The sequence below is a fragment of the Streptomyces sp. WAC03905 genome (assembly GCF_057371075.1).
This window is the reverse complement of sequence record NZ_JBXYDZ010000003.1, coordinates 3605367-3629921: the sequence shown is the minus strand read 5'-3', so window position 1 is coordinate 3629921 and position 24555 is coordinate 3605367. Positions and strand designations below refer to the sequence as shown.

23 protein-coding genes are annotated in these 24555 nt (G+C 71.4%); 17 read left to right on the top strand and 6 right to left on the bottom strand.

The genetic code is table 11. The annotated features are described in order from the left end of the window. The first annotated feature begins 21 nt into the window (after nucleotides 1-21). Together AC2RP6_RS18855 and AC2RP6_RS18850 are read left to right on the top strand one after the other, a co-directional pair. Nucleotides 22-2136, top strand: a complete 2115-nt coding sequence (locus AC2RP6_RS18855) for an FUSC family protein (RefSeq protein ID WP_486447246.1) — start codon at nucleotides 22-24, stop codon at nucleotides 2134-2136. Between the two features lie 119 nt (nucleotides 2137-2255). Then, nucleotides 2256-2501, top strand: a complete 246-nt coding sequence (locus tag AC2RP6_RS18850; protein WP_069920830.1) for a DUF397 domain-containing protein — start codon at nucleotides 2256-2258, stop codon at nucleotides 2499-2501. 99 nt (nucleotides 2502-2600) lie between these two features. Here AC2RP6_RS18850 and AC2RP6_RS18845 read toward each other — a convergent pair whose 3' ends face one another. Then, nucleotides 2601-3089, bottom strand: a complete 489-nt coding sequence (locus tag AC2RP6_RS18845) for an ATP-binding protein (RefSeq protein ID WP_486447245.1) — start codon at nucleotides 3087-3089, stop codon at nucleotides 2601-2603. Between the two features lie 361 nt (nucleotides 3090-3450). On the opposite strand from AC2RP6_RS18845, the gene AC2RP6_RS18840 reads away from it, so the two are divergent. The 9 genes from AC2RP6_RS18840 (at nucleotide 3451) to AC2RP6_RS18800 (ending at nucleotide 12719) form a co-directional block, all read left to right on the top strand. Continuing rightward, the gene (locus AC2RP6_RS18840) at nucleotides 3451-4329 is read left to right on the top strand and encodes a helix-turn-helix domain-containing protein (RefSeq protein WP_045936357.1); all 879 of its coding nucleotides are present in this window, start codon (nucleotides 3451-3453) and stop codon (nucleotides 4327-4329) included. An 89-nt stretch (nucleotides 4330-4418) separates the two neighbouring features. Beyond that, a complete protein-coding gene (locus AC2RP6_RS18835; RefSeq protein WP_486447244.1) occupies nucleotides 4419-5876 on the top strand; it encodes an aldehyde dehydrogenase family protein in 1458 nt (485 codons plus the stop codon). Nucleotides 5877-5920: 44 nt separating this feature from the next. Continuing rightward, nucleotides 5921-8020, top strand: coding sequence for a penicillin-binding protein 2 (gene mrdA, locus AC2RP6_RS18830; RefSeq protein WP_486447243.1), 2100 nt, complete (start codon nucleotides 5921-5923; stop codon nucleotides 8018-8020). A gap of 93 nt (nucleotides 8021-8113) precedes the next feature. Beyond that, nucleotides 8114-8617 (top strand): DinB family protein, encoded by a 504-nt coding sequence (locus AC2RP6_RS18825; RefSeq protein ID WP_486450376.1) that lies wholly within the window; start codon nucleotides 8114-8116, stop codon nucleotides 8615-8617. A 25-nt stretch (nucleotides 8618-8642) separates the two neighbouring features. Beyond that, nucleotides 8643-9257, top strand: a complete 615-nt coding sequence (locus AC2RP6_RS18820) for a PadR family transcriptional regulator (RefSeq protein ID WP_486447242.1) — start codon at nucleotides 8643-8645, stop codon at nucleotides 9255-9257. 81 nt (nucleotides 9258-9338) lie between these two features. Next, the gene (locus AC2RP6_RS18815) at nucleotides 9339-10265 is read left to right on the top strand and encodes an ATP-binding cassette domain-containing protein (protein WP_486447241.1); all 927 of its coding nucleotides are present in this window, start codon (nucleotides 9339-9341) and stop codon (nucleotides 10263-10265) included. Next, on the top strand, nucleotides 10262-11044 hold the full coding sequence (locus tag AC2RP6_RS18810) for an ABC transporter permease (protein WP_486447240.1): 783 nt from the start codon (nucleotides 10262-10264) through the stop codon (nucleotides 11042-11044). The genes AC2RP6_RS18815 and AC2RP6_RS18810 overlap by 4 nt, the downstream gene beginning before the upstream one ends. Before the next feature lie 86 nt (nucleotides 11045-11130). Continuing rightward, complete coding sequence (locus AC2RP6_RS18805; RefSeq protein ID WP_486447239.1) at nucleotides 11131-11889, top strand: MerR family transcriptional regulator; 759 nt, start codon at nucleotides 11131-11133, stop codon at nucleotides 11887-11889. Between the two features lie 119 nt (nucleotides 11890-12008). After that, a complete protein-coding gene (locus AC2RP6_RS18800) occupies nucleotides 12009-12719 on the top strand; it encodes a VTT domain-containing protein (protein ID WP_486447238.1) in 711 nt (236 codons plus the stop codon). 71 nt (nucleotides 12720-12790) lie between these two features. Here the strand turns inward: AC2RP6_RS18800 and AC2RP6_RS18795 are convergent, their stop codons facing one another. Further along, nucleotides 12791-14431 (bottom strand): threonine/serine exporter family protein, encoded by a 1641-nt coding sequence (locus AC2RP6_RS18795; RefSeq protein WP_486447237.1) that lies wholly within the window; start codon nucleotides 14429-14431, stop codon nucleotides 12791-12793. 184 nt (nucleotides 14432-14615) lie between these two features. After that, nucleotides 14616-15110: an inorganic diphosphatase gene (locus AC2RP6_RS18790; protein WP_008742522.1), complete on the bottom strand. Its 495-nt coding sequence runs from the start codon at nucleotides 15108-15110 to the stop codon at nucleotides 14616-14618. Nucleotides 15111-15273: 163 nt separating this feature from the next. On the opposite strand from AC2RP6_RS18790, the gene dacB reads away from it, so the two are divergent. The 6 genes from dacB to folE all read left to right on the top strand — a co-directional run bounded on the left by dacB (nucleotide 15274) and on the right by folE (nucleotide 22857). After that, nucleotides 15274-16716, top strand: coding sequence for a D-alanyl-D-alanine carboxypeptidase/D-alanyl-D-alanine endopeptidase (gene dacB, locus AC2RP6_RS18785; protein ID WP_486447236.1), 1443 nt, complete (start codon nucleotides 15274-15276; stop codon nucleotides 16714-16716). Between the two features lie 38 nt (nucleotides 16717-16754). Further along, nucleotides 16755-17906 carry a zinc-dependent metalloprotease gene (locus AC2RP6_RS18780; RefSeq protein ID WP_486447235.1) on the top strand — a complete coding sequence of 384 codons (1152 nt, stop codon included), beginning with the start codon at nucleotides 16755-16757 and terminating at the stop codon, nucleotides 17904-17906. Nucleotides 17907-18217: 311 nt separating this feature from the next. Further along, complete coding sequence (tilS, locus tag AC2RP6_RS18775; RefSeq protein ID WP_486447234.1) at nucleotides 18218-19288, top strand: tRNA lysidine(34) synthetase TilS; 1071 nt, start codon at nucleotides 18218-18220, stop codon at nucleotides 19286-19288. A 65-nt stretch (nucleotides 19289-19353) separates the two neighbouring features. Further along, complete coding sequence (gene hpt / locus AC2RP6_RS18770; RefSeq protein ID WP_030010907.1) at nucleotides 19354-19914, top strand: hypoxanthine phosphoribosyltransferase; 561 nt, start codon at nucleotides 19354-19356, stop codon at nucleotides 19912-19914. Nucleotides 19915-20118: 204 nt separating this feature from the next. Beyond that, complete coding sequence (gene ftsH, locus AC2RP6_RS18765) at nucleotides 20119-22143, top strand: ATP-dependent zinc metalloprotease FtsH (protein ID WP_486447233.1); 2025 nt, start codon at nucleotides 20119-20121, stop codon at nucleotides 22141-22143. Nucleotides 22144-22248: 105 nt separating this feature from the next. Next, nucleotides 22249-22857: a GTP cyclohydrolase I FolE gene (gene folE / locus AC2RP6_RS18760; RefSeq protein ID WP_486447232.1), complete on the top strand. Its 609-nt coding sequence runs from the start codon at nucleotides 22249-22251 to the stop codon at nucleotides 22855-22857. A gap of 68 nt (nucleotides 22858-22925) precedes the next feature. Here folE and AC2RP6_RS18755 read toward each other — a convergent pair whose 3' ends face one another. Genes AC2RP6_RS18755 through folB form a run of 3 tightly spaced genes read right to left on the bottom strand, consistent with a single transcriptional unit; the run spans nucleotide 22926 to nucleotide 24428 of the window. Beyond that, nucleotides 22926-23414 (bottom strand): DUF3180 domain-containing protein, encoded by a 489-nt coding sequence (locus AC2RP6_RS18755; RefSeq protein WP_486447231.1) that lies wholly within the window; start codon nucleotides 23412-23414, stop codon nucleotides 22926-22928. Between the two features lie 49 nt (nucleotides 23415-23463). After that, nucleotides 23464-24072: a 2-amino-4-hydroxy-6-hydroxymethyldihydropteridine diphosphokinase gene (gene folK, locus AC2RP6_RS18750; protein ID WP_486447230.1), complete on the bottom strand. Its 609-nt coding sequence runs from the start codon at nucleotides 24070-24072 to the stop codon at nucleotides 23464-23466. After that, complete coding sequence (folB, locus tag AC2RP6_RS18745; RefSeq protein WP_030010912.1) at nucleotides 24069-24428, bottom strand: dihydroneopterin aldolase; 360 nt, start codon at nucleotides 24426-24428, stop codon at nucleotides 24069-24071. The genes folK and folB overlap by 4 nt, the downstream gene beginning before the upstream one ends. Nucleotides 24429-24555: the final 127 nt, after the last annotated feature.

The following is a 24555-nucleotide window of genomic DNA, read 5'->3' as shown; positions in this document are numbered from 1 at the left end:
AAAACCGCTACTCTCGGCGCCATGAGCTGGTTGCGGGCAGTGCGGGACGCCGCCCGGTCGGGCATGGCGGTCGAGAGGACCCGCCTGGAACCCCTCGTCGCCCTGCGCGCCGCCGTCGGCCTCGCGGTCGTCATCGCCGCCTCGCTCGCCCTCCTCGGGCCGGGCGCGGCCGCCAGCTCCGCCTTCGGAGCCTTCATGGCGGCCATCGCCACCTTCCAGCAGACCTGGCGACCGCGCCCCGTCCTCGCCCTGGCCTCCGGACTGACCCTGGCGGTCTCCACCTTCGTCGGCTACCTCGTCGGCGCCTCGCACACGGGCCTGTTCCTCGCCCTGCTGGCCGTCTGGACCTTCGCCTCGGGCATGCTCTGGGCGGCCGGCCCCACCGCCGGGATCATCGCCTCCGGCAACGTCGCGATCATGCTGGTCACCGTCACCCTGCCGACCTCCGTGGCGCAGGCGGCCGGGCACGCCGCCATGATCGCGGCCGGCGGCGTCGTCCAGGCGCTGCTGATCGTGCTCTTCCCCGTCCGCCGCTGGGGCGCCCAGCGCGACGCCCTGGCCGACGCCCTGGCCGCCGAGGCCGACTACGCCCGCCGGCTGCGCCGGGACCCCGTCGCGCCCTTCGACCCGCAGCCGCTGATGAAGGCCCGCGACGCCGCCACCGTGACGGTCCGCCAGGCCCGGCGGCGCCCCGCCGAGCTGCACGGGGCGCGGGGGCTCGCGGAGCGGATCCGGCCCGTGCTGGCCTCGCTCGCCGACCCGGCCGTCGGGGCGCCGGGTCAGGGCCCGGCCCGGGACCGGGTGCGGGACCTGCTCGCCGCCGCCGGGGCGGTCCTGGACGCCGTCGCGCGGGCGATCCGGCACGGGGAGGCCGTGAGCCTGCCCGCGCCGTCGCTGGCCGTGCTGAAGTCCCCCGACACCGCGGACCTCCTCACCGGCGCGCCGCTGCGGGCCGCGCGCCGGCTCACCGCCCTGCTGGACGACGTACTGGAGACGGCCGAGCCGGGCTCCGGGCGCACCGCCGATCCCGCCGAGTCGATGCTGAGGCCCGCGCTCACCCGGCTGGTGCCGTCGGCCCTGCGCGCGGTGCGGGCCGAACTGCGCCCCGGCTCGCCGGTGCTGCGGCACGCCCTGCGGGTGACCGCGGTGACCTGCGCGGGCCTGCTGATCGGGCTGGCGTTGCCGCTGGGACACGCCTACTGGGCGCCGATGGCCTCGGTGATGATCATGCGGCCGGACTTCACCCAGACCTACTCCCGCGCCGTCGCCCGCTTCGCCGGCACCCTCGTCGGGGTCGGCGTCGCCACCGCCGTCGTGCAGGTGGCCCGGCCCGGGATGTACCTGTCCGGCCTCCTCGCGGTGGTCAGCGCCTACCTGATGTACGCCCTGATGCGCACCGGGTACGCCGTCGCGCAGCTCTTCGTCTCGGCCTACGTCGTCTTCCTGCTCGGCATGGGCGGGGTCCGCTGGGACCAGACCGTCCCCGACCGGATCGCGCTGACGCTGGTCGGCGGACTGCTCGCGATGATCGGCTACGCGCTCTACCCGGCCTGGGAGACCCCTCGGCTGCGGACCCGCCTCGCCGACTGGATCGCCGCCGACGGGCGGTACGCCGCCGCCGTGCTCGGCCACTACGCCGACCCGGGCGGGGCCCGGCGCGCCGACGTGCGCGCGGCCCTGCTGGCGGCCCGCGACGCCCGGGTGGCCTGGCACGAGGCCGTGGACCGGGCCGCGGGGGAGCCGGTCCGCCACCGGGGGCTCTCCCGCACGGCCGCCGACCACGCGGGCGAGGCCCTGGCCGCGCTGGGCCGCAGCGCCATGCTCCTGGAGGCCCACCTCCCCGAGCGCGGCCACGACCCGGTCCCCGGCGCCGCCGCCCTGGCCTCGGCGCTGCGCGAGGACACCGAGGAGGGCGCCAGGGCGGTGCGCGAGCGCCGCGTACCCCGGTGGGACCGGGTCAGGGCCGTGCTGGCGGATTCGGTGTGGGCGGTGTGCACGGAGCGGGTGGACCGGACCGGCGGGGCGGCCGGAGCGGACCCGCCCCGGGGTGCCGGGCCGGCGCCCGCGGTGCTGCGCGGGGCCGCCGAACAGCTGCTGGCCTCGCTCGACGAGGTGTCCGAGGCCCTGGGCCCCTGAGGACGGACCTGTCTGTGATCACCGGAACACCCCGCGTGCACGTGCATCTGCGCATGCAGCAGCCCATGAACACAGCTATGATCCGGTGGAGTTGACATCTGCACTATCGGGGGCTTCCTGTGGACCACGCGTACAACGGGATGGCAGCTGCAGAACTCGCTTCCTTGTTTGAGCTGACGTGGCAGAAGAGCAGACACAGCAACTCGCAGGGTTCCTGCGTGGAGTTCGCGAGGCTGCCCGGAGGCGACGTAGCCATGCGCAATTCGCGCTTCCCGGACGGTCCGGCGCTCGTCTACACACCGGCCGAGATAGAAGCCCTGCTCCTGGGCGTCAAGGACGGCGAGTTCGATCACTTGATCGGCTGACGGAACGGCGCACTCATCAAGCCATGCACGTGCACTGGCCGGGACCGATCGCAGTGATCGGTCCCGGCCAGTCGTCGTGAAACGGACCGCGCGGGCGGCTCAGTCGTGGAGCAGGAACAGCGCCCAGACCACCTTGCCGGTGAGCCGCCCCGCGAGCGGGTGCCAGCCCCAGCTGTCGCTGTAGGAGTCGACCAGGAAGAGCCCGCGCCCGGACTCCAGGTCGACGTTCTCCTCGGTCCGCTCCGGCGAGAAGGCCCCGCCCGGCCGGTCCTCGCTGGGGTCGCGCACCGCGCACACCAGCCGGGTGCTCCACCGCATCAGGTGCAGCCGCACCGGCGGCTCCGGCTCGGCGTCCGGCCCCCGCGACTCCTCGGGCAGGGCATGGCGCAGCGCGTTGGTGACGAGCTCGGAGACGACCAGTGCGACATCGTCGAAGCGGTCGTCGAGACCCCACTGGGACAGTGTCGAGCGGGTGAAAGTACGTGCGCCCCGCACCGCGTCGAACCGCGCGGGCAGAGCGCATGAGGCGGACCCGGAGACAGCCGTGGGGTCGACCGGGGGAAGCCCCTGCCGTAACGGCTCGAGCATGGTCGATCCATTCGTCCCCATGCGAGGCACTCCCGGGATTCGCGGACGAAGCGGTGGCTTGTGTCCAAAGAGAACTGCGGGGTGGGTCCCGCGCCGGCGCGAAGAGCACGCAGGTGCGCGGGGACCATCGTTCCGAATGCTCGGGCCGGATGCAAGGGCAGATGCACGTGCACGCGCCGGACCTGTCCGCTCACGTGACGGTTCTTGCTCATTTCTTCCTACGCATACTTACGGACTTCTTCTCGCGGAGACGGGATTCCGTTACAGAACGAGTACGGCCCGATGCGTTTTGGTGGCAGACTGCGGCCTCTGGGGTACGGGGGCCCCGAGACGCCGCGCACACCACGCGCACGCCAATGCGATGGGGAGGGCAGTACTAGTGACCGCAGAAACAAGCGGTTCTGTGGTGCGCCGCATCCTCCTGGGCTCCCAGCTCAGGCGACTCCGAGAATCCCGCGGCATCACCCGTGAGGCGGCCGGCTACTCGATCCGCGCATCCGAATCGAAGATCAGCCGCTTGGAGTTGGGAAGGGTGAGCTTCAAGGCGAGGGACGTGGAAGACCTCCTCACGCTCTACGGGGTCACGGACAGCACCGAGCGCGAGTCCCTCCTGGGACTGGTCCGCGAGGCCAACGCGACCGGCTGGTGGCACAGTTACGGCGACGTCCTGCCGGGCTGGTTCCAGACCTACATCGGGCTGGAGGGCGCCGCGTCGCTCATCCGCATCTACGAGGTGCAGTTCGTCCACGGCCTGCTGCAGACCGAGGCCTACGCCCACGCCGTCGTCAGCCGCGGCATGCCCGGCGCCACCGCCGCCGAGATCGACCGCCGCGTCGCGCTGCGCCTGGAGCGGCAGAAGGTGCTCGTGTCCGAGAGCGCCCCCGTCTTCCACGCCGTCCTCGACGAGGCCGCGCTGCGCCGCCCGTACGGCGACCGCAACGTCATGCGCGGCCAGTTGGAGCACCTCATCGAGGTCTCGCAGCGGCCCAACGTGCAGCTCCAGGTCATGCCCTTCTCCTTCGGCGGCCACGCGGGCGAGAGCGGGGCCTTCACCCTGCTGCGCTTCCCCGAGTCCGACCTGCAGGACATCGTCTATCTGGAACAGCTCACCAGTGCCCTCTACCTGGACAAGGACGAGGAAGTGGGGCAGTACGAGCGGGCGATGGAGCGGCTCCAGGCGGACTGCCCCGACCCCGACCGGACCCGGGATCTTCTCCGCGGCCTACTCCAACTGTCTTGATCCGCACGTAGTATGACGTCTGATCAGTGCATGATGACCGATCGGTCTCCGGTGCAGCGCACGGGTGCGCGCTCGCAGTAAGGGATGGCATGTCCATATTCAGCGATCTCGCTCACCAGTACATCGACGGCGAATGGCTGGCCGGCAACGGTTCGTGGGACATCATCGACGTCAACCCGTACAACGGGGAGAAGCTCGCGGCCATCACCGTGGCCACGGTCGAGCAGGTGGACCAGGCGTACCGCGGCGCCGAGCGCGCCCAGCGGGACTGGGCCGGGACCAGCCCCTACATCAGACGCGCGGTCCTGGAGCGCGCCCTGCGGATCACCGAGGAGCGCGAGAAGGAGATCGTCGAGGCGATGATCGACGAGCTCGGCGGGACCCGTCCCAAGGCCGAGTACGAGGTCCACCTCGCGATGGAGTTCATCCGCGAGTCGCTCCAGCTGGCCGTCCGCCCCGAGGGCCGGATCCTGCCCTCGCCGGTCGAGGGCAAGGAGAACCGCGTCCAGCGGCTGCCCGTCGGCGTCGTCACCGTCATCAGCCCCTTCAACTTCCCCTTCCTGGTCACGATGAAGTCGGTCGCTCCCGCGCTGGCCCTGGGCAACGCGGTGGTCGTCAAGCCCAACCAGAACGCCCCGGTCGTCGGCGGCGGCGTGATCGCCAAGATCTTCGAGGACGCCGGGCTGCCCGCCGGCCTGCTGAACGTCCTGGTCACCGACATCGCCGAGATAGGCGACGCGCTCCTGACGCACCCCGTCCCCAAGGTGATCTCCTTCGCGGGATCGGACCGGGTCGGCCGGCACGTCGGCGCGATCGCCGCCCGCCACTTCAAGCGCACGGTGCTGGAGCTCAGCGGCAACAGCGCCCTCGTCGTCCTCGACGACGCCGACCTCGACTACGCGGTGGACGCGGCGGTCTTCAGCCGCTTCGTCTACCAGGGCCAGGTCTGCATGGCCGCCAACCGGATCCTCGTCGACGCCTCCGTCGCGGAGGAGTTCACCGAGAAGTTCACCGCGCGCGTGCGCGCCCTGAGGACCGGCGATCCGCGCGAGGCCGACACCCACATCGGCCCGCTGATCAACTCCTTCCAGGCCGACGCCCTGACCGCGCTCGTGGACCAGGCCGTGGAATCCGGCGCGCGGGCGCTCGTACGGGGGTCTACGCGCGGCAACCTGGTCGAGCCGACGGTGCTCGCCGGGATCCCCGAGGACTCCCCGCTGCTGGGCCAGGAGATCTTCGGCCCCGTCGCCCTGCTGGTGGTCTTCGACGGCGAGGACGAAGCCGTACGGCTGACCAACGCGACCCCGTACGGGCTCAGCGGCGCCGTCCACACCCGGGACGTGGAGCGGGGCGTGCGCTTCGCCCAGCGGATCGAGACGGGGATGATCCACGTCAACGACTCCACGATCGGGGACGAACCGTTGGCGGCGTTCGGCGGGGAGAAGGCCTCGGGTCTGGGCAGGCTGAACGGCGAGGCCACGGTCGAGGCGTTCACCACCCAGAAGTGGATCTCCGTGCAGCACGGACGGACGGCGTTCCCGTTCTAGTTAGACTCGGCCGGGCGTAGGCAGCCGCCCGGGGGAGATCGAGTGTGAGCAACATACCGGAGACCGGCCGGACCCCTCGGGTCCAGAACCGGCTCGTCGTCATCCAGGTCGTGGTCTTCTCCCTCCTGCTCACGCTGGGCGGACGACTCTGGTACCTGCAGATCCGCAACGGCCAGGAGTACACGGACGAGGCGAAGAACAACCACGTCCAGCAGGTGGTCCAGCCGGCCGTGCGCGGCTCGATCCTCGACGCGCGCGGGGTCCCGCTCGCCGACAACGCCACCCACCTGGTGGTCTCCGCGAGCCGCACCGAGCTGCTCAAGATGAAGGACAAGGGAAAGTCCGTGCTGACCCGGCTCGCCGGGGTGCTGGGCATGGACCCCCAGGAGGTCGTCGACAAGGTCCGGCTCTGCGACTCCAAGACCAAGCAGCCCTGCTGGAACGGCTCGCCCTACCAGCCGATCCCGGTCAGTGACGAGGCGACCACCGAGCAGGCCCTGCAGATCCGCGAGCACCCCGAGGACTTCCCCGGCATCACCGCCGAGGCGACCGCACTGCGCCGGTACGCCGCCCCGAACCAGGCCAACACCTCCCAGGTCCTCGGCTACCTCTCGCCGGTCACCGACGAGGAGATCGCCAAGGCGCAGAAGACCGACTCGCCCTACCTGCGCTCCGACCAGGTGGGCCGCTCCGGCCTGGAGCGCACGTACGACAAGGAGCTGCGCGGCAAGGCCGGCATCACCCGCTACGAGGTGGACAACCTCGGCCGGGTCATCGGGCAGGGCCGGACCGACCCGGCGCAGCCCGGCTCGAACATCGTGACCTCGATCGACTCGCGCGTGCAGGCGGTCGCCGAGCGCGAGCTGAACAACGCGATGATCGACGCCCGCAAGGTCCACGACAAGAACACCGGCCGCAACTACGAGGCCGACTCGGGTGCGGTCGTGGTGATGGAGACCAGGACGGGCCGGATCGTGGCGATGGCCTCGAACCCGACCTACGACCCCAACGCCTGGGTGGGCGGCATCTCCGCGAAGGACTACGCCTCCCTGACGGACAAGGACTCCAACTACCCGCTGCTCAACCGCGCGATCCAGGGACAGGCCGCACCGGGCTCCATCTTCAAGGTGGTCACCTCGACCGCCGCGGTCAACGCCGGCTACCCCTTCAACAACCGCTACCCCTGCCCCAGCTCGTACTCGGTCGGCAACCAGACCTTCACGAACTTCGAGTCCCAGGGCCACGGCGACATCACCATCGGCCGGGCCCTGGAGGTCTCCTGCGACACGGTCTACTACCTGATCGCGGACCAGGAGTGGAAGAAGGACGGCGGCATCAAGCCGAAGAAGGACCCGAACGACTGGTTCTTCAAGACCGCCCACGAGTTCGGTCTGGGCAAGCGCACCGGCATCGACCTGCCCAACGAGGTGCCCGGCCGGGTCCCCGACCGGAAGTGGAAGCAGGACTTCTTCGACGCCAACAAGGACGCCTGGTGCCGGGACGGCAAGAAGAACGGCAGCTTCGCCGAGAAGATCGCCTACGAGAACTGCCGCCAGGGCAACCAGCTGCGCGAGGGTGACGCGATCAACTACTCGATCGGGCAGGGGGACACCCTGGTCACCCCGCTCCAGATGGCGTCCGTCTACTCGGCCATCGCCAACGGCGGCACCCTGCACCAGCCGAGCGTCGGCAAGGCGGTCGTCAGCGCCGACGGGACGTCGGTGAAGGAGATCGCTCCCAAGGAGACGGGCAAGCTCCCGATGAGCGCCAAGACGCGCGACGACATCGACGAGGCCCTCGCCGGCGTGGCCACGGACGGCAGCGCGGCCTGGCGCTTCGGGGGCTGGCCGCAGAAGCAGATCCCGATGCACGCCAAGACCGGCACGGCCGAGGTCCAGGGCAAGCAGACCACCTCGTGGTTCGCCTCCTACACCGAGGACTACGCCATCGTCATGACGATCTCCCAGGGCGGTACCGGCTCCGGGGCCTCCGGACCGGCCGTCCGCAAGATCTACGAGGCGATGTACGGGCTCGACCCGACCGGCAAGCAGGACCTCTCCAAGGCCCTGCTCCCGGAGCCGGCATCGGCGCTGCCCCCGATGCGGCCGGACGAGGAGAACGCGCCGGACCGCCCCGGGAACTAGGACAGGATCTGACCGCAAGGCTCCGTAGCGTAGGAGGTGTCGGGGGAGAGGCCCCCGGCACCACCACGCAGAGGCGGTCCGGTCATGGCACAGATGTCCACCGAGGTTCCCGGCGACGAGCGCGGCACGCTCCTCGCCTTCGTCGAGTCCCAGCGGGCTGCGCTCCGCGAGACCCTCGTCGGGCTCGACGAGGAGCAGGCCGCGAGCCGCCCCAGCGCCAGCGAGCTCAGCCTGTCCGGACTGCTCAAGCACGTGGCCGAGTGCGAACTGAACTGGCTGCGCATGGCCCAGCAGCGGCCGAACGAGCGGATGCGCACCGAGGAGAGCTGGGGCGAGGCGTTCCGGCTCGTCGAGGGCGAGTCGGTGGCCTCGGTCCTGGAGTTCTGGGACGGGGTCCGGCAGGAGACGGAGGCCTTCGTCGCCTCCGTGCCGAACCTGGACGTCACCTTCCCGCTGCCGCCCGCGCCGTGGTTCCCGCAGGACGGCAAGGTGTCGATCCGCTGGATGCTGCTGCACCTGGTCGAGGAGTTCGCCCGCCACGCCGGCCACGCGGACATCGTCCGCGAGTCCCTCGACGGCACCAAGGCCATGGGCTGACGGCGCAGGGGCTTAGCCTGGCCCCATGTCAGCGATCCGGCTTCTTGTCCTCGGCGCGGTCCGCCAGCACGGGCGGGCCCACGGGTACCAGGTGCGCAACGACCTGGAGTACTGGGGCGCCCACGAGTGGTCGAACACCAAGCCGGGGTCGATCTACCACGCGTTGAAGCAGATGGCGAAGCAGGGCGTCCTGCACGCGCACGAGGTGGCGCCGAGCGCGGCGGGCGGACCGCCGCGCACCGAGTACGAGGTGACGGACGCCGGCCGGGAGGAGTACTTCAGGCTGCTGCGCGAGGCACTCGCGGCGTACGACCAGAAGGCGGACGTGCTGTCGGCGGCGATCGGCTTCATGGTCGACCTGCCGCGGGGCGAGGTGCTGGGACTGCTGCGCGAGCGGCTGGGGAAGCTGGCGGTCTGGCGGTCCTCGGTGACCGACTACTACACGCCGGAGGGCGGCCCGGAGAGCCTGGGTCACATCGGCGAGATCATGCACAGGTGGGTCCACTCCGCCGACGCCGAGGCGGAGTGGACGCGTGGGCTGATCGCCCGGATCGAGGGGGGCGCGTACTCCTTCGCGGGCGAGGGCGGCGAGCCGTTCGTCGGGGTACTGGCCGAGGGCCAGGAGAACCCCTACGCCTAATCAAGTTTGACTAGCTCGGGATCGGGCATTACGTTGGCGCGTCCTGGTATTCAAACTTGACTAATGAGGGAGGGAGAGGCTTTGGCGATCTCCGTCGAAGGCGTCCACAAGCGGTACGGCGACAAACCGGCCCTGGCCGGGCTCGACCTGGAGGTGGCGCCCGGCACCGTGCAGGCCGTGCTCGGCCCCAACGGGGCCGGCAAGACCACGGCCGTGCGCATCATGAGCACCCTGCTCCGGCACGACGAGGGCACGGTCCGCGTGGCCGGCCACGACGTGGCCGCGGACCCGGCGGCCGTGCGCTCCCGGATCGGGCTGCTCGGCCAGCACGCGGCCCTCGACGAGGAACTGGCGGGCCGGCAGAACCTGGAGATGTTCGGCCGGCTCCACCACCTGGGAGCACGCCGGGCCGGGCTGCGCGCCGACGAGCTGCTGGAGCGCTTCGGCCTCGCGGACACCGGCCGCAAGGCGGTGAAGCAGTACAGCGGCGGCATGCGGCGCAGGCTCGACCTCGCCGCCTCCCTGATCACGGACCCGGACGTGCTGTTCCTGGACGAGCCCACCACCGGCCTCGACCCGCGCGGCCGCGCCGAGGTGTGGAGCGCCGTCCGCTCCCTGGTGGGCGGCGGCACGACCGTGCTGCTCACCACGCAGTACCTGGAGGAGGCCGACCAGCTGGCCGACCGGATCGCGCTCGTCGACCGCGGCCGGGTCGCCGCCGAGGGCACGGCCGACGAGCTGAAGGCCCTGGTCGGCGCGGACCGGATCGTCGTGGTCCTGCGGGACGCGGCCCGGCTGGCGCAGGCGGCGCGGCTGCTGCCCGACCCCGCCGTCGACCCCGACACCCTGACGCTGAGCTTCCCGGTCCAGGACCGGATGGCGGGCCTGGCCCGGACCCTGCGGACGCTGGAGGAGGCGGGCGTCGAGGCGGTCGACCTCGCCGTCCGGCGCCCCACGCTGGACGAGGTGTTCCTGCATCTGACCGACCGCGAGGAGGTGGCCGCATGAGCGCGGTCTGGGTGGTCTCGGACGCGTGGACGATGACCCGGCGCGAGCTGGCGCACTGGGCGCGGCAGCCCGTCCAGATGGTCGTCGGGCTGGTCTTCCCGGTCATGATGCTGCTGATGTTCGGCTTCCTGGTGGGGGGCGGGCGCGGGATCGACGGGGAGTACGTCGAGTTCCTCGTGCCGGGGATGCTCGCCCTGACCATGGCCTTCGGACTGGAGGCCACCCTGACGGCCGTCACCCAGGACCTGAACAAGGGGGTGATCGACCGCTTCCGCGCCATGCCGATGTCCTCCTCGGCGGTCCTGGTCGGCCGCAGCGCCGCCGACATGCTCCAGTCGGCGGTGGGCCTGCTGGTCCTGGCCGCGGTCGGGCTGCTGCTCGGCTGGCGCTGGCACGGCGGCGCGGCCGCCGCGCTGCTCGCCTTCGGCCTGCTCCTGCTGCTGCGCTTGGCGATGCTGTGGGTCGGGATCTGGCTCGGCATGGTCGCGGGCCGCCCGGAGCTGGTCCAGGCGGTGCAGATCCTGGTGTGGCCCGTGGGCTTCCTGTCCAACGCGTTCGCCACGCCGGAGTCGATGCCGGGCTGGCTGGGCGCGGTGGTGGAATGGAATCCGCTCTCGGCGACGGCCACCGCCGTGCGCGACCTGTTCGGCAACCCGGCCGCGGCGCCCCCGTCCTGGGCCGCCGACCACGCCGCCCTGCTCGCGGTCGCCTGGCCGCTCCTGCTGCTCGCGGTCTTCTTCCCGCTCGCGGTGCGCCGTTTCCGGGCGCTCGGCAAGTAGCCCGCGGACAGCGGCCGGAGGACTTGCACCTCACGCGGCGTGAGGGACCACAGTGAGGGGCGTACGCAAGCAGAGGAGGGAAGGACATGGGCTACTCCGTGGGCCAGGTCGCCGGTTTCGCCGGGGTCACGGTGCGCACCCTGCACCACTACGACGAGATCGGGCTGCTCTCCCCGGGCGGCCGCAGCCACGCGGGACACCGGCGGTACGACGACGCCGACCTGGACCGGCTGCAGCGGATCCTGTTCTACCGGGAGCTCGGCTTCCCCCTCGAAGAGGTCGCGGTCCTGCTGGACGACCCGCAATCGGATCCACAGGAGCATCTGCGCCGGCAGCACGCCCTGCTGACCGACCGGATCGCCCGACTCCAGCAGATGGCCAAGGCCGTCGAGCACGCCATGGAGGCGAAGAAGATGGGCATCAACCTCACCCCCGAGGAGAAGTTCGAGGTCTTCGGGGACCAGGACCCCGAGCAGTACGCGCAGGAGGTCGAGGAGCGCTGGGGCGACACCGAGGCGTACGCCGAGTCCCGGCGCCGCGCGGCCTCGTACACCAAGGACGACTGGAAGCGGATGCAGGACGAGTCCGCCGAGTGGGGCCGCCGGTACGCGGCGGCCATGGAGGCGGGCGAACCCGCCGACGGCGAGGCGGCGATGGACCTGGCCGAGGAGCACCGCCTGCACATCCACCGGTGGTTCTACGACTGCCCGTACGAGATGCACACGTGCCTCGGTGAGATGTACGTGGCGGACGAGCGGTTCACGGCGTTCTACGACGCGGTGAAGCCGGGCATGGCCGCACACCTGCGGGACGCGATCTTCGCGAACGGTGTGCGCAAGGCGTAAGCGGAACGTCACCCGCACGACCCCCGCCGGTACCTGGAACCGGGCGGGGGTCGTGTGCGTTGATAATTGAAACCGCCCCCATCCCTGCCTTCCCCCCGATCCAGGAGAGCCCGGAACCCGTGTATACGCTTGCGCTCGGCCCTGAGTGGCTGTCCCCGGACTACCTGATCTCGCACTTCGGCCTGATCGGCATCCTGGTCATCGTCTTCGCCGAGTCGGGTCTCTTCGCCTTCCTGCCCGGCGACTCCCTGCTCTTCACCGCGGGCCTGCTGGTCGCGGACGGGCAGTACATCAAGCAGCCGCTCTGGCTGGTCTGCACCCTGATCGTCGCCGCGGCCATCATCGGCGACCAGGTCGGTTACATGATCGGCAAGTTCTTCGGGCCGAAGCTGTTCAACCGGCCGAACTCCAAGCTCTTCAAGCGGGAGAACCTGGACAAGGCGCACGAGTTCATGGACCGGCACGGCCCCAAGGCGATCGTGCTCGCCCGCTTCGTGCCGATCATCCGCACCTTCGCGCCGATGGTCGCGGGCGCCGGCTCGATGAAGTACCGCACCTTCCTGACCTACAACATCATCGGTGGCATCGGGTGGGGCGCGGGCGTCACCGTCGCCGGGTACTGGCTGGGCCAGATCGCCTTCATCAAGGACAACGTGGAGCCGATCCTCGTCGGCATCGTCCTCATCTCCGTCATCCCCGTGATCTTCGAGGTGCTGAAGGCCCGCAAGGAGTCCAAGGCCAACGCCGGTCAGGCGCCCGACGCGGTCGCGGCCGCCGACGGCACCGGCCCGCAGTCCCCGGGCCAGCGCGGCCGCCACGCCAAGCGCTGATCCCGCCGCGCGCCGCACCCCGGTCATCGCGTACGCCCCCGCTCGCGGGGGCGTACGTGTGTCCGGACCCGTCAGAAGCCGCGGGTCCGCTTCGCCGCCCGGCGCTTGGCGGCGCTCGCGGCCCCCGGGATGCGCATGAACAGCCGCGACGCCTCGGAGCCCAGGTTCACGCCGATGGCGATGGCCAGCGCGATGGCAGCGGCGTTCACCAGCGAGCCCAGACCCTCGTTCAGCCGGTTCTCGGCGATCAGCAGCAGCCCGTAGTACGTCGCCGAGCCCGGCAGTAGCGGGCCGATGGCGGCCGTCACGTACGGCAGGGCGGAGGCGAAGCGGTAGCGGGAGAAGAGCTGTCCGAAGAGGCCCACCAGCCCGGCCGCGACGCAGGTGGACGGCACCGGCGGGATCCCGCCCGCGTAGTGCATCGCCCCGAAGGTCACCCACGCCACCGCGCCGTTGAGGGTCACGATCCACACCGTGGAGCGTTCCTGCTGGAGCAGGATCGCGAAGGTGAAGACCAGGACCATGGAGGCCGCGATCTGGATCAGCGGCCGCTGCTGGATCTGCAGCACCTCTTCCGGCCGCGGCGAGGCGTCGAACTGCAGCCCCACGTAGAGCACCACCAGGACGCCCATGATGATGCCGATGAAGAGGTACATGACCTCCAGGAGCCGGGCCGACGCCGTGATGTAGTAGCCGGTCAGGCCGTCCTGCACGGCCGCGACCAGGGCCCGCCCGGGCAGCAGCGCGAACAGCCCGCCGGTGATCACCGCGGAGGCCTTCACGTCGATGCCCGTCATGTTCAGCGCCACCCCGATGGCGGCCGGCGGCATCGCGGCCACCACGAACTGGTAGAACTCCGGGAGCCCGCGCCCCGCGCACAGCCAGGCCAGCCGGTCGCCGAGCACGGCGCCGATCGCGGCGGCGAAGAAGACCAGGACCCCACCGCCGACGAGGGTGGAGGCCGCCCCGGCGAGCAGCCCGGCGGAGGCGGTGAGCATCCAGCCCGGGTACGGGTGCCGGTTGCGGCGGATCTCGGCGAGGCGGCGGTAGGCCTCCTCCAGCGACACGTCGATCTCGTGCGCGCTGATGTCGTCCACGAGGCGGAACACCGCCGCCAGCCGGTTGTAGTCGGTGCCCCGGCGGCGCACGGTCCGGTTGGCCGACACCGGGTCGCCCACCAGTGAGGGGTGGTGGGTGATCGACAGCATGGTGAAGGTGACGGTCGGCTCGCAGCGGTCGAGCCCGTAACTGCGGGCCACCGCGAACATCGCGGCCTCCACGTCCTCGGCGCCCTCGCCGCCCGCGAGCAGCAGCTCGCCGATGCGCAGGGTCAGGTCGAGCACGCGGCCCACCGCGGGTCCGGCCTCGCTCTGCCGCTGGACCAGCTCCGGCACGGGCCGGATGTCCACCGGCATGCGCAGCATCGTGCGCATGCGGTCCTGCCAGGGCGATTCCTTCATCCGCGCGACGGGGAAGCCCTGGCCCGGTGTGTAGGCGGGCGGGGAGTGCGCGGCCCGATAGGTGGCCGGGGCGGCGAAGGCGGATCCCTCGGGCTCGGGCAGCACCGGCTCGGCACCCGCCGGAAGGGCGAACTCCGAGGTGGGCTGGTCCTCCTCCAGGGCTTCCGGCTCGATCCCCGGAGGCGGCGTGAAGGCGCTGTGCGCCTCGTCGGACAGGGGCTTCCTGTCTTCTGCCCCGTCGGCCTGCGCCACGCGTCCTCCAGTCCGTGATCACCTGGAGTATCAGTATGCGGAATCGTTTCCTCCCTCCGCATACCCAGGCCGACCGCACCCCGGGGAGGACACGACAGCGGGCGGCACCCCCGAGGGGATGCCGCCCGCCGTGTCACGGGGGCGCGGGGGAGACCCCCGGCCCGTCACCGCCGCCGAGCCGAGCTCAGTGGTGGCCGCCCTGCGCCTCCAGGCGCTTGTACGAGGCCTCGATCTCGGCCTCGGCCTCGGTGCGGCCGACCCAGTTCGCGCCCTCGACGGACTTGCCCGGCTCCAGGTCCTTGTAGACCTCGAAGAAGTGCTGGATCTCCAGGCGGTCGAACTCGGACACGTGGTGGATGTCGCGCAGGTGCTCCACACGCGGGTCGGAGGCCGGCACGCACAGCAGCTTGTCGTCGCCGCCCGCCTCGTCCGTCATGCGGAACATGCCGATGGCGCGGCACTTGATCAGGCAGCCCGGGAAGGTCGGCTCGTCAAGGATGACCAGCGCGTCCAGCGGGTCGCCGTCCTCGCCGAGGGTGTTCTCGACGAAGCCGTAGTCGGCCGGGTAGCTGGTCGAGGTGAAGAGGCGACGGTCCAGACGGATCCGGCCGGTCTCGTGGTCCACCTCGTACTTGTTCCGCGAACCCTTGGGGATCTCGATGGTGACGTCGAACTCCACGTCCTGCTCCTCCATGATCAGCTTCATTGCTTCGAGACGGCATTGATTCAACTGCGTGCGCGTCCGGCCCGGCCCTGTCGGGTGGGGTGCCATGCTCGCGGCAAGACGCAGTGGTTAAGTGTCCCTCACGCATATGTGTGATCGCGAAAGGGGCTGGTCCGAGGTGCCATTGGTCAAGACGTGGCAGCTCACCGCGGGTGCGGCCGTCGCCGGCCTCGCCCTGTCGGTGGCAGCGGTGGCCGCCGCCGGTCCGTGGGACTCCGGTCAGCGTAAGGCCGAGCGGGACGCCGCCGCCTCCTGGGGCCGCACGGGTGGCGCAGATCACGGTGGCGCGGCCGGTCCGGGCGCCCTCCCGCAGGCCGCGCCCAGCGCCCCGGGAGTGCTGGGAGCCGTCGGCCCCGGCGTCCCGCGGGGCCAGGCCGCCGCCGCCACGCCCGCCGACGGGCTCGCCGCCCGGCTGCGGCCGCTGCTGGCCGACCCGGCCCTCGGCACCGTCCGCACCGCCTCCGTCGTGGACACCGCCACCGGACAGGTCCTGTTCGAGTCCGGCGCGCGCGACGCGATGACCCCCGCCTCCACCGTCAAGATCGCCACCGCGGCCGCCGTGCTGGCCGCCCTCGGGCCCGAGCACCGCATCCGGACCACCGTCGTCCCCGGCACCACGCCCGGCCAGGTCGTCCTCGTCGGCGGCGGCGACCCCTCCCTCACCGCGAAGAAGAAGAGCCCGGCCGGATCCGGCGGCAGCCTCGTCGCCCTCGCCGCCGACACCGCCCAGGCCCTCAAGGCAGCCGGCACCGACACCGTGACCCTCGGGTACGACGACAGCCTCTACACCGGCCCCGCCCGGCACCCGATCGGCGTCAACCCCAACATCGCCCCCGTGACCGCCCTCGCGGCCGACGAGGGCCGCCCCGACGACTCCACCTCCGGACCCGTCGACCGCACCGACGACCCCGCCGGGGCCGCCGCCCGCGCCTTCCGCACCCTGCTGGCCGAACGAGGCATCAAGGTCACCGCGGAACCGGCGCGGGCCAAGCCCGCCGCCGGCGCCCAGCCGCTGGCCGTCACCCAGTCCACCCCCGTCGCCGGCCTCGTCGAACGGATGCTGACCAACAGCGACAACGACATCGCCGAGGCCCTCGCCCGCCAGACCGCCCTCGCCTCCGGCCGGCCCGCCAGCTTCGAAGGCGCCGAGAAGGCGGTCACCGACCGGCTCGCCGCCCTCGGCGTCGACGTGACCGGCTCCCGCTTCGCCGACGGCAGCGGCCTGGGCCGCGCCGACAAGGTCAGCGCCGGCCTGCTCACCGGCCTGCTCACCAGGGCCGCCGACCCCCGGCACCCCGAGCTGCGGCCCGTCCTCACCGGGCTCCCCGTCGCCGGCTTCACCGGCACCCTGCGCGGCCGCAACGCCGGCAGCTCGCCGGCCGCCGGCCTGGTCCGCGCCAAGACCGGCACCCTCACCGGAGTGAACTCCCTGTCCGGCACGGTCGTCGACTCCACCGGCAGGCTCCTCGCCTTCGCCTTCCTCACGGCCAACAGCCCCGGGCCCGAGGGCGCCGAGAAGGGCCTCGACAAGCTGGCCGCGGCCGTCGCCGCCGCTCCGTAGGGGGTCCGCCGGAGGGCTCGCCCACGTACGGTTGACGCATGACGAGCATCAGTGGTGCGGAGATGGTCGACTGGAACCTCGCGGTGGCGACCGCGACCCGGCTGGTACGGCCCGGCCCGGAGGTCACCCGGGACGAGGCGCGGGCCGTCGTCGCCGAACTGCGCGGGCACGCCAGGACCTCGGAACGGCACGTGCGCGAGTTCACCCGGATGATCCCGGACGGCGCCGCCGTCCCCGACACCCCCGTCCTGGTCGTCGACCGGGCCGGCTGGGTCAAGGCCAACGTCGCCGGCTTCCGTGAGCTGCTCACGCCGCTCCTCGGCAAGATGCAGGAGCGCCGCGCCGGCGCCCCGGGCGGAGCGGTGCTCGGCGCGGTCGGCGGCAAGGTCACCGGCGTCGAGCTGGGAATGCTGCTGAGCTTCCTGGCCTCCCGGGTGCTCGGCCAGTACGAGACCTTCGCGCCGGTCTCCCGCGACCTGCCGGCCGCGGCGACGGGCGGCCGGCTGCTGCTCGTCGCCCCCAACATCGTCCACGTCGAGCGCGAGCTGGAAGTGGCCCCGCACGACTTCCGGCTGTGGGTCTGCCTCCACGAGGAGACGCACCGTACCCAGTTCACGGCCGTCCCGTGGCTGCGCGCCCACCTCGAAGGCGAAATCCAGACGTTTCTCGGCGCCACCGAGGTCGACCCCATGACGGTCCTCGAACGCATCCGGGAGGCCGCCCAGTCCTTCGCCGGCGCCCGCCCGGACGCCGAGCACGGGGACGAGGGCCGCTCCCTCGTCGAACTCGTGCAGACCCCCGAGCAGCGCGAGATCCTGGCCCGCCTCACCGCCGTCATGTCCCTCCTGGAGGGACACGCCGACTTCGTCATGGACGGCGTCGGCCCCCAGGTGGTGCCCTCGGTCGCCGAGATCCGCGAGAAGTTCCAGCAGCGCCGCGCCAGCGGAGCGGGCCGCCTCGACGCCGCCCTGCGCAAACTCCTCGGCCTCGACGCCAAGCTGCGCCAGTACCGCGACGGCGAGCGCTTCGTGCGCGCCGTCGTCGGCCAGGTCGGCATGGAGGGCTTCAACCGGGTCTGGACCTCCCCGAACACGCTGCCCACCAAGGCGGAGATCGACCGGCCCGCGGACTGGGTGGCCAGGGTGCACGGCAGGGGGAGCGAGGGGGGCGGAGAGGGCCAGGGGGAGTGACCTCCGGGAGCACGGGCCCGCCCCGCACCGCCGGGGCGGCCCCCGGTGCTCCCGCCGCCTCCCCCGGGATCACCCGCGCCACACGTGACGGAGAGGCCTAAACATGTCTCACTGGGGGAAGCAGCATCACCCGTCCGAGGGACCGTGAGCCGTATAAGGGCGTGCGATGCTCGGGGAACGGCTCGGCTCTGTCACCATCGACGCACTCAGAGTGACATCCTCCCGTTCCGCGGGGGCAGCCGGGCAAGCACCTCCCAGCACACCACCCCGAAGCCTCCGAGGCATCCGAACTCCATCGAAGGGCACCGGACATGGGTCCCCATCCTGCGGTCGCGGCGATACGCCTGGCGGTCCGCCGCGTACTCCACGACGTCCTCACCGAGCTCACCGACCGCCCCCGGACCCCGTCCGGAGCCGTCCCCTGCGCCGACCCTCGCACCGGCGCGGGCACCGCGCCACTCGTGCTCGTCGCCTGTTCCGGCGGCGCCGACTCCATGGCCCTCGCCTCGGCCCTCGCCTTCGAGGCCCCCAAACTCGGCATCCGGGCCGGCGGCATCACCGTCGACCACGGACTGCAGGACGGCTCCGACCAGCGCGCCGCCGAGGTCGTCACCCGCATGACCGCCCTCGGCCTCGACCCGGTGGAGTCCGTCACCGTGCGCGTCGGCCGTGACGGCGGCCCCGAAGCCGCCGCCCGCGACGCCCGCTACGGCGCCCTGGACGAGGCCGCGGACCGCCTCGGCGCCGCCGCCGTGCTGCTCGGCCACACCCGGGACGATCAAGCGGAAACCGTCCTGCTGGGCCTCGCCCGCGGATCCGGCATCCGCTCGCTGTCCGGCATGCCCGAGGTCTCGCAGGGCCCCGGCGGCCCCGGCCGCAGCCACCGCTACCGCCGCCCCTTCCTCCAGGTCGACCGGCAGACCGCCCGCAAGGCGTGCATGGTCCAGTCCCTGGCCGTCTGGGACGACCCGCACAACATGGACCCGGCCTACACCCGCTCCCGCCTGCGCCACGAGGGACTGCCCGCCCTGGAGAAGGCGCTCGGCAAAGGCGTCGTCGAGGCGCTCGCCCGCACCGCCCAGCTCTCCCGCGACGACGCCGACGCCCTGGACGCCTGGGCCGCAGAGGCCGAGGGCGGCGTACGCGACGAGGACGGCCGCCTGGAGTGCGCCAAGCTGTACGCCCTGCCCCCGGCCGTCCGCCGCCGGGTGCTGCGCAGGGCCGTCGTCGCCGCCGGCTCTCCCGCGGGCTCCCTCTTCGCCCGCCACATCGAGGAAGTCGACCGCCTCATCACCGGATGGCGCGGCCAGGGCGCCATCAACCTGCCCGGCCGGGTGGAGGCCCAGCGGCAGGGTGGCAGACTTGTCATCCGGCAGGGCTGATTGGTGCTGAAACACGGTTGAGTCCTCCGGGGGACACCCCGGAGCCCCGGCCGACAACGAAAGTGATGCGGGTGGACGAGAAGGACATGGGCAACGACCTCCAGTCGGTGCTCATCACCAAGGAAGAGATCGACGCGAAGCTGGCCGAGCTGGCCGCGAAGATCGACGCGGAGTACGCGGGCAAGGACCTGCTCATCGTCGGCGTGCTCAAGGGCGCCGTCATGGTGATGGCGGACCTGGCGCGCGCCTTGTCCACCCCGCTCACCATGGACTGGATGGCGGTGTCCTCGTACGGCGCCGGGACCCAGTCCTCCGGTGTGGTGCGGATCCTCAAGGACCTGGACACCGACATCAAGGACAAGCACGTCCTGATCGTCGAGGACATCATCGACTCCGGTCTGACGCTGTCCTGGCTGCTGTCGAACCTGGGCTCCCGCCAGCCGGCCTCCCTGGAGGTCGTCACGCTGCTGCGCAAGCCCGAGGCCGCGAAGGTCGCGATCGACGTGAAGTGGGTCGGCTTCGACATCCCCAACGAGTTCGTCGTGGGCTACGGCCTCGACTACGCGGAGAAGTACCGCAACCTGCCGTTCGTCGGCACGCTCGCCCCGCACGTCTACGGCGGCTGACCCCGCCCCAGCCCCCGGGAATCCCCGGCGCCGCCGGGGAACCTGGGGGCGGTTCCCGCCGTTGGAGCAGGGGAAGGCGGGTCTGTCAGCCGTCCCACGGGCCGCGGGTGACAATTCAGGGGTACATTCCGAAGAACAGTCTTTACTCACACAGCAGCATTTACCTACGGGCAGGAGGGACGGGGCGCCTGGCGCCCCGTATGGATGGACGTGAAGCGATACTTCCGTGGGCCGGTCATGTGGATCGTGCTGGCCGTCCTCGCCGTGGTCGTGTTGATGAATGTCGTCGGCTCCGGCGGCGGCTACAAGTCGGTGGACACCAGCGAGGTCATCAAGGCGATCAACACTGGCCAGGTGGAGACAGCCAAGCTGACCACCGGCGACAGCCAGATGATCAAGATTGAGCTCAAGCAAGGCGAGAAGCTCGGCAAGCACGACGGCACCAAGTTCCAGGCCAACTACATCGGGGATCAGGGCGTCCAGCTCGCCCAGAGCCTCCAGACCAAGTACGACGCCGGTCAGATCCCGGACGGGTACTCCGTCACGCCGGACAAGACCAGCCCGTTCCTGAGCGTGCTGCTCTCGCTCCTGCCCTTCGTCCTCATCGTGGTCGTCTTCCTGTTCCTGATGAACCAGATGCAGGGCGGCGGCTCCCGAGTCATGAACTTCGGGAAGTCCAAGGCCAAGCTCATCACCAAGGACACCCCGAAGACGACGTTCGCCGACGTCGCGGGCTCGGACGAGGCCGTTGAGGAACTCCACGAGATCAAGGAGTTCCTGCAGGAGCCGGCGAAGTTCCAGGCGGTCGGCGCCAAGATCCCCAAGGGCGTGCTGCTCTACGGCCCGCCCGGCACCGGAAAGACCCTGCTCGCGCGCGCCGTCGCGGGCGAGGCCGGTGTTCCCTTCTACTCGATCTCCGGTTCCGACTTCGTCGAGATGTTCGTCGGTGTCGGTGCCTCGCGTGTCCGTGACCTGTTCGAACAGGCCAAGGCCAACGCCCCGGCGATCGTCTTCGTCGACGAGATCGACGCCGTCGGCCGGCACCGCGGTGCGGGCCTCGGCGGCGGCCACGACGAGCGCGAGCAGACCCTCAACCAGCTGCTCGTCGAGATGGACGGCTTCGACGTGAAGGGCGGCGTCATCCTGATCGCCGCCACGAACCGCCCCGACATCCTCGACCCGGCGCTGCTGCGCCCGGGCCGCTTCGACCGGCAGATCGCGGTCGACCGTCCCGACATGCAGGGCCGTCTGGAGATCCTCAAGGTCCACCAGAAGGGCAAGCCGGTCGCCCCGGACGTCGACCTCGGCGCCGTCGCCCGCCGCACCCCCGGCTTCACCGGTGCCGATCTCTCCAACGTCCTCAACGAGGCCGCGCTGCTCACGGCCCGCTCGGACAAGAAGCTGATCGACAACCACATGCTCGACGAGGCCATCGACCGCGTCGTGGCGGGACCGCAGAAGCGGACCCGGATCATGTCCGACCGGGAGAAGAAGATCACCGCGTACCACGAGGGCGGACACGCCCTGGTCGCGGCGGCCTCTCCGAACTCGGACCCGGTCCACAAGATCACGATCCTGTCCCGCGGCCGGGCCCTGGGTTACACCATGGTCCTGCCCGACGAGGACAAGTACTCGACCACGCGCAACGAGATGCTCGACCAGCTGGCCTACATGCTGGGCGGCCGCGCGGCCGAGGAGCTGGTCTTCCACGACCCGACCACGGGCGCGGCGAACGACATCGAGAAGGCCACCGCCACGGCCCGGGCCATGGTCACGCAGTACGGCATGACCGAGCGTCTCGGCGCGATCAAGTTCGGCGGCGACAACACCGAGCCGTTCCTGGGCCGCGAGATGTCGCACCCGCGGGACTACTCGGAAGAGGTCGCGGCGCTGGTCGACGAAGAGGTCAAGAAGCTCATCGAGACCGCGCACAACGAGGCCTGGGAGATCCTCGTCGAGAACCGCGACGTCCTCGACAACCTGGTCCTCGCGCTGCTGGAGAAGGAGACGCTGGGCAAGGAGGAGATCGCCGAGATCTTCTCGACCATCGTCAAGCGCCCGGCCCGCCCCGCGTGGACCGGCTCCTCCCGCCGCACCCCCTCCACCCGTCCGCCGGTGCTCTCCCCCAAGGAGCTGCAGCTGACGAACGCGGCGAACGGCTCGGCCTCGGTCGCGCCGGTCTCCACGGAGAAGGGCATCGAGGTGGCTCCGGAGGACCGCCCCGAGTAACGGCGGGCTCGACCCACCCGGAATGGAAGCCGCGCCCCCCAGGTTCTAGCCTGGGGGGCGCGGCACATTTGTATGACCGCGTGTGCGGACAGGAACGAGGATGAGATGACCGACCCAGTGACCCTGACCGGTGGCGAGGGCACGATCGGCGTGTTCGACGAGAAGCGCGCCGAGGCGGCGGTCCGTGAGCTCCTGATCGCGGTCGGCGAGGACCCGGACCGCGAGGGCCTCCTGGAGACCCCGGCACGCGTGGCGCGTGCCTACCGGGAGATCCTCGCCGGCCTGTGGCAGAAGCCGGAGGACGTTCTGACGACGGTGTTCGACCTGGGACACGACGAGATGGTCCTGGTGAAGGACATCGAGATCGTCTCTCTGTGCGAACACCACCTGCTGCCGTTCCACGGAGTCGCGCACGTCGGTTACATCCCGGCGGAGAACGGCAAGATCACGGGCCTGTCGAAGCTGGCCCGCCTCGTGGAGGTCTTCGCCCGCCGGCCGCAGGTGCAGGAGCGCCTCACGACGCAGATAGCGGACTCCCTGATGGAGATCCTCGACGCGCGCGGCGCCATCGTGGTGGTCGAGGCGGAGCACATGTGCATGTCGGTCCGCGGCATCCGCAAGCCGGGCGCCAAGACCACGACGTCCGCGGTGCGCGGCCAGCTCCGTGCCACGGCCACCCGCGCTGAGGCGATGAGCCTCATCATGGCGCGCTAGGGGGTGTCCGCCACGGTCCCCCTCCCTGACGCCAGGGAGGGGGACCGTCGTGCGGGGGGGCGTCCGGGTCAGGCGCGGGCGGGGGTCTGCGGGGTCGGGTCCTCGTCCTCGGGGAGTTTCAGGACGCGTTCCAGGAAGAGGGCGGCGGCGATGACCGCGATGCCCGCGAGGACCGAGAAGGCGGCGTACCAGGCCTGGTCGCGGCGGGCCGGGACGTCGAGGGAGTCCGTGAGCAGGAAGACGCCCACGCCGCCGTACATGCCCGCCACCAGGGCGGCCACCAGGGCGCTGGCCTGGCCGAAGACCACCGCGCGGGCGGCCATCAGCGGCTCCACGCCCTTGGCGCCCGGCCGGCGCTCCCGCTGGGCCTTGAGCCGGGCCCGCAGCGACAGGGCTGTGGCCAGCAGCACCACCGCGATGGCCCCCAGGACGATGGGCGCGGCCAGCGGAACGCCCGGCAGGGTGCCGTACGCGTTCCACAGCCGGGCGCCCGCCCAGGACAGGACCCCGGCGACCACGAAGATGCCCGCCAGGATCCCCGGCCTCAGTTGCTTCACTTGCCCGTTCCCCACTTTCAGCGAGTAGCCGTGAACAGGCTACTAACGACTACTCGGGGAGGTGGAGTTCCAGGTCGGGGCGCGGCGTGACGCCGCTCAGGCCGATTCCGGCCAGGAGCGCGGACACGGGGCCGCGGCCCGGGAGCTGGGCCTCCGGGTCGATGTCGTGCCAGGGGGCCAGCACGAAGGCGCGCTGGTGGGCGCGCGGGTGCGGGAGGGTGAGGACCGGGTCGTCGGAGACGCGGTCGGCGTACGCGACGATGTCGACGTCGATGGTGCGCGGGCCCCAGCGCTCCTCGCGGACGCGGTCGAACGCCTCCTCGATGGCGTGGCCGCGCTCCAGCAGCGAGGACGGGGGCAGGGTGGTCTTCACCGCGATGACCGCGTTGAGGTACGAGGGCTGCGTGCCGGGCTCGACGCCCCACGGCTCGGTCTCGTAGACGGGGGAGACGGCCTTGACCCGCAGGCCGGGGGTGTCGCCGAGGGCGTCGACGGCGCCCTGGAGGGTCTCCAGGCGGTTGCCGAGGTTCGCGCCGAGTGCGATGACGGCCCATTTCGGGTTGGACAGGGTCACGTCCGCCGCGTCGACCGTCTCGACGACGGAGGCGGGCACCGGCTGGACGGTGGGGTCGCTCTGAGCGTTCAGTCCGTTGTTCATGCGCGGCTCCGGGTGATCGTGATGGTCACGTCGTCGAAGGGGACGGTGATGGGCGCGTCCGGCTTGTGGACGACGACCTCCACCTGCGCCACCGCTTCGTGCTTCAGGCACTGCTGGGCGATCCGCTCGGCCAGGGTCTCGATCAGGTCGACGGGCTCACCCTGGACCACGTCGACGACCTCCTCGGCGACGACCCCGTAGTGCACGGTCTTCGCCAGGTCGTCCCCGGCAGCCGCGGGGCGGGTGTCGAGGTGCAGTACGAGGTCGACGATGAAGGTCTGGCCCTCCTCGCGCTCCCGGGGGAAGACGCCGTGGTGCCCGCGAGCCTTGAGGCCGCGCAGCGCGACACGATCCACGCGAATCACTCCTGCTTTCGTAAGTGCTTCCGGCCTCGGGGCTCCCCGCGGCCATGGGCCTGCGCCGAGTGCGGTCGGCGTCGTCCGACTTCGAATTTACCTGCGAAACAGTCCGGCCCCCGCCGTA

Bases quoted from the DNA above. Each gene is read 5' to 3' on its own strand.
- AC2RP6_RS18855 (WP_486447246.1), top strand. From the start codon at position 22: ATGAGCTGGTTGCGGGCAGTGCGGGACGCCGCCCGGTCGGGCATGGCG.
- AC2RP6_RS18845 (WP_486447245.1), bottom strand. From the start codon at position 3,089: ATGCTCGAGCCGTTACGGCAGGGGCTTCCCCCGGTCGACCCCACGGCT.
- AC2RP6_RS18840 (WP_045936357.1), top strand. From the start codon at position 3,451: ATGGGGAGGGCAGTACTAGTGACCGCAGAAACAAGCGGTTCTGTGGTG.
- AC2RP6_RS18835 (WP_486447244.1), top strand. From the start codon at position 4,419: ATGTCCATATTCAGCGATCTCGCTCACCAGTACATCGACGGCGAATGG.
- AC2RP6_RS18825 (WP_486450376.1), top strand. From the start codon at position 8,114: ATGTCCACCGAGGTTCCCGGCGACGAGCGCGGCACGCTCCTCGCCTTC.
- AC2RP6_RS18820 (WP_486447242.1), top strand. From the start codon at position 8,643: ATGTCAGCGATCCGGCTTCTTGTCCTCGGCGCGGTCCGCCAGCACGGG.
- AC2RP6_RS18810 (WP_486447240.1), top strand. From the start codon at position 10,262: ATGAGCGCGGTCTGGGTGGTCTCGGACGCGTGGACGATGACCCGGCGC.
- AC2RP6_RS18805 (WP_486447239.1), top strand. From the start codon at position 11,131: ATGGGCTACTCCGTGGGCCAGGTCGCCGGTTTCGCCGGGGTCACGGTG.
- AC2RP6_RS18780 (WP_486447235.1), top strand. From the start codon at position 16,755: ATGACGAGCATCAGTGGTGCGGAGATGGTCGACTGGAACCTCGCGGTG.
- tilS (WP_486447234.1), top strand. From the start codon at position 18,218: ATGGGTCCCCATCCTGCGGTCGCGGCGATACGCCTGGCGGTCCGCCGC.
- hpt (WP_030010907.1), top strand. From the start codon at position 19,354: ATGCGGGTGGACGAGAAGGACATGGGCAACGACCTCCAGTCGGTGCTC.
- ftsH (WP_486447233.1), top strand. From the start codon at position 20,119: ATGGACGTGAAGCGATACTTCCGTGGGCCGGTCATGTGGATCGTGCTG.
- folE (WP_486447232.1), top strand. From the start codon at position 22,249: ATGACCGACCCAGTGACCCTGACCGGTGGCGAGGGCACGATCGGCGTG.
- folK (WP_486447230.1), bottom strand. From the start codon at position 24,072: ATGAACAACGGACTGAACGCTCAGAGCGACCCCACCGTCCAGCCGGTG.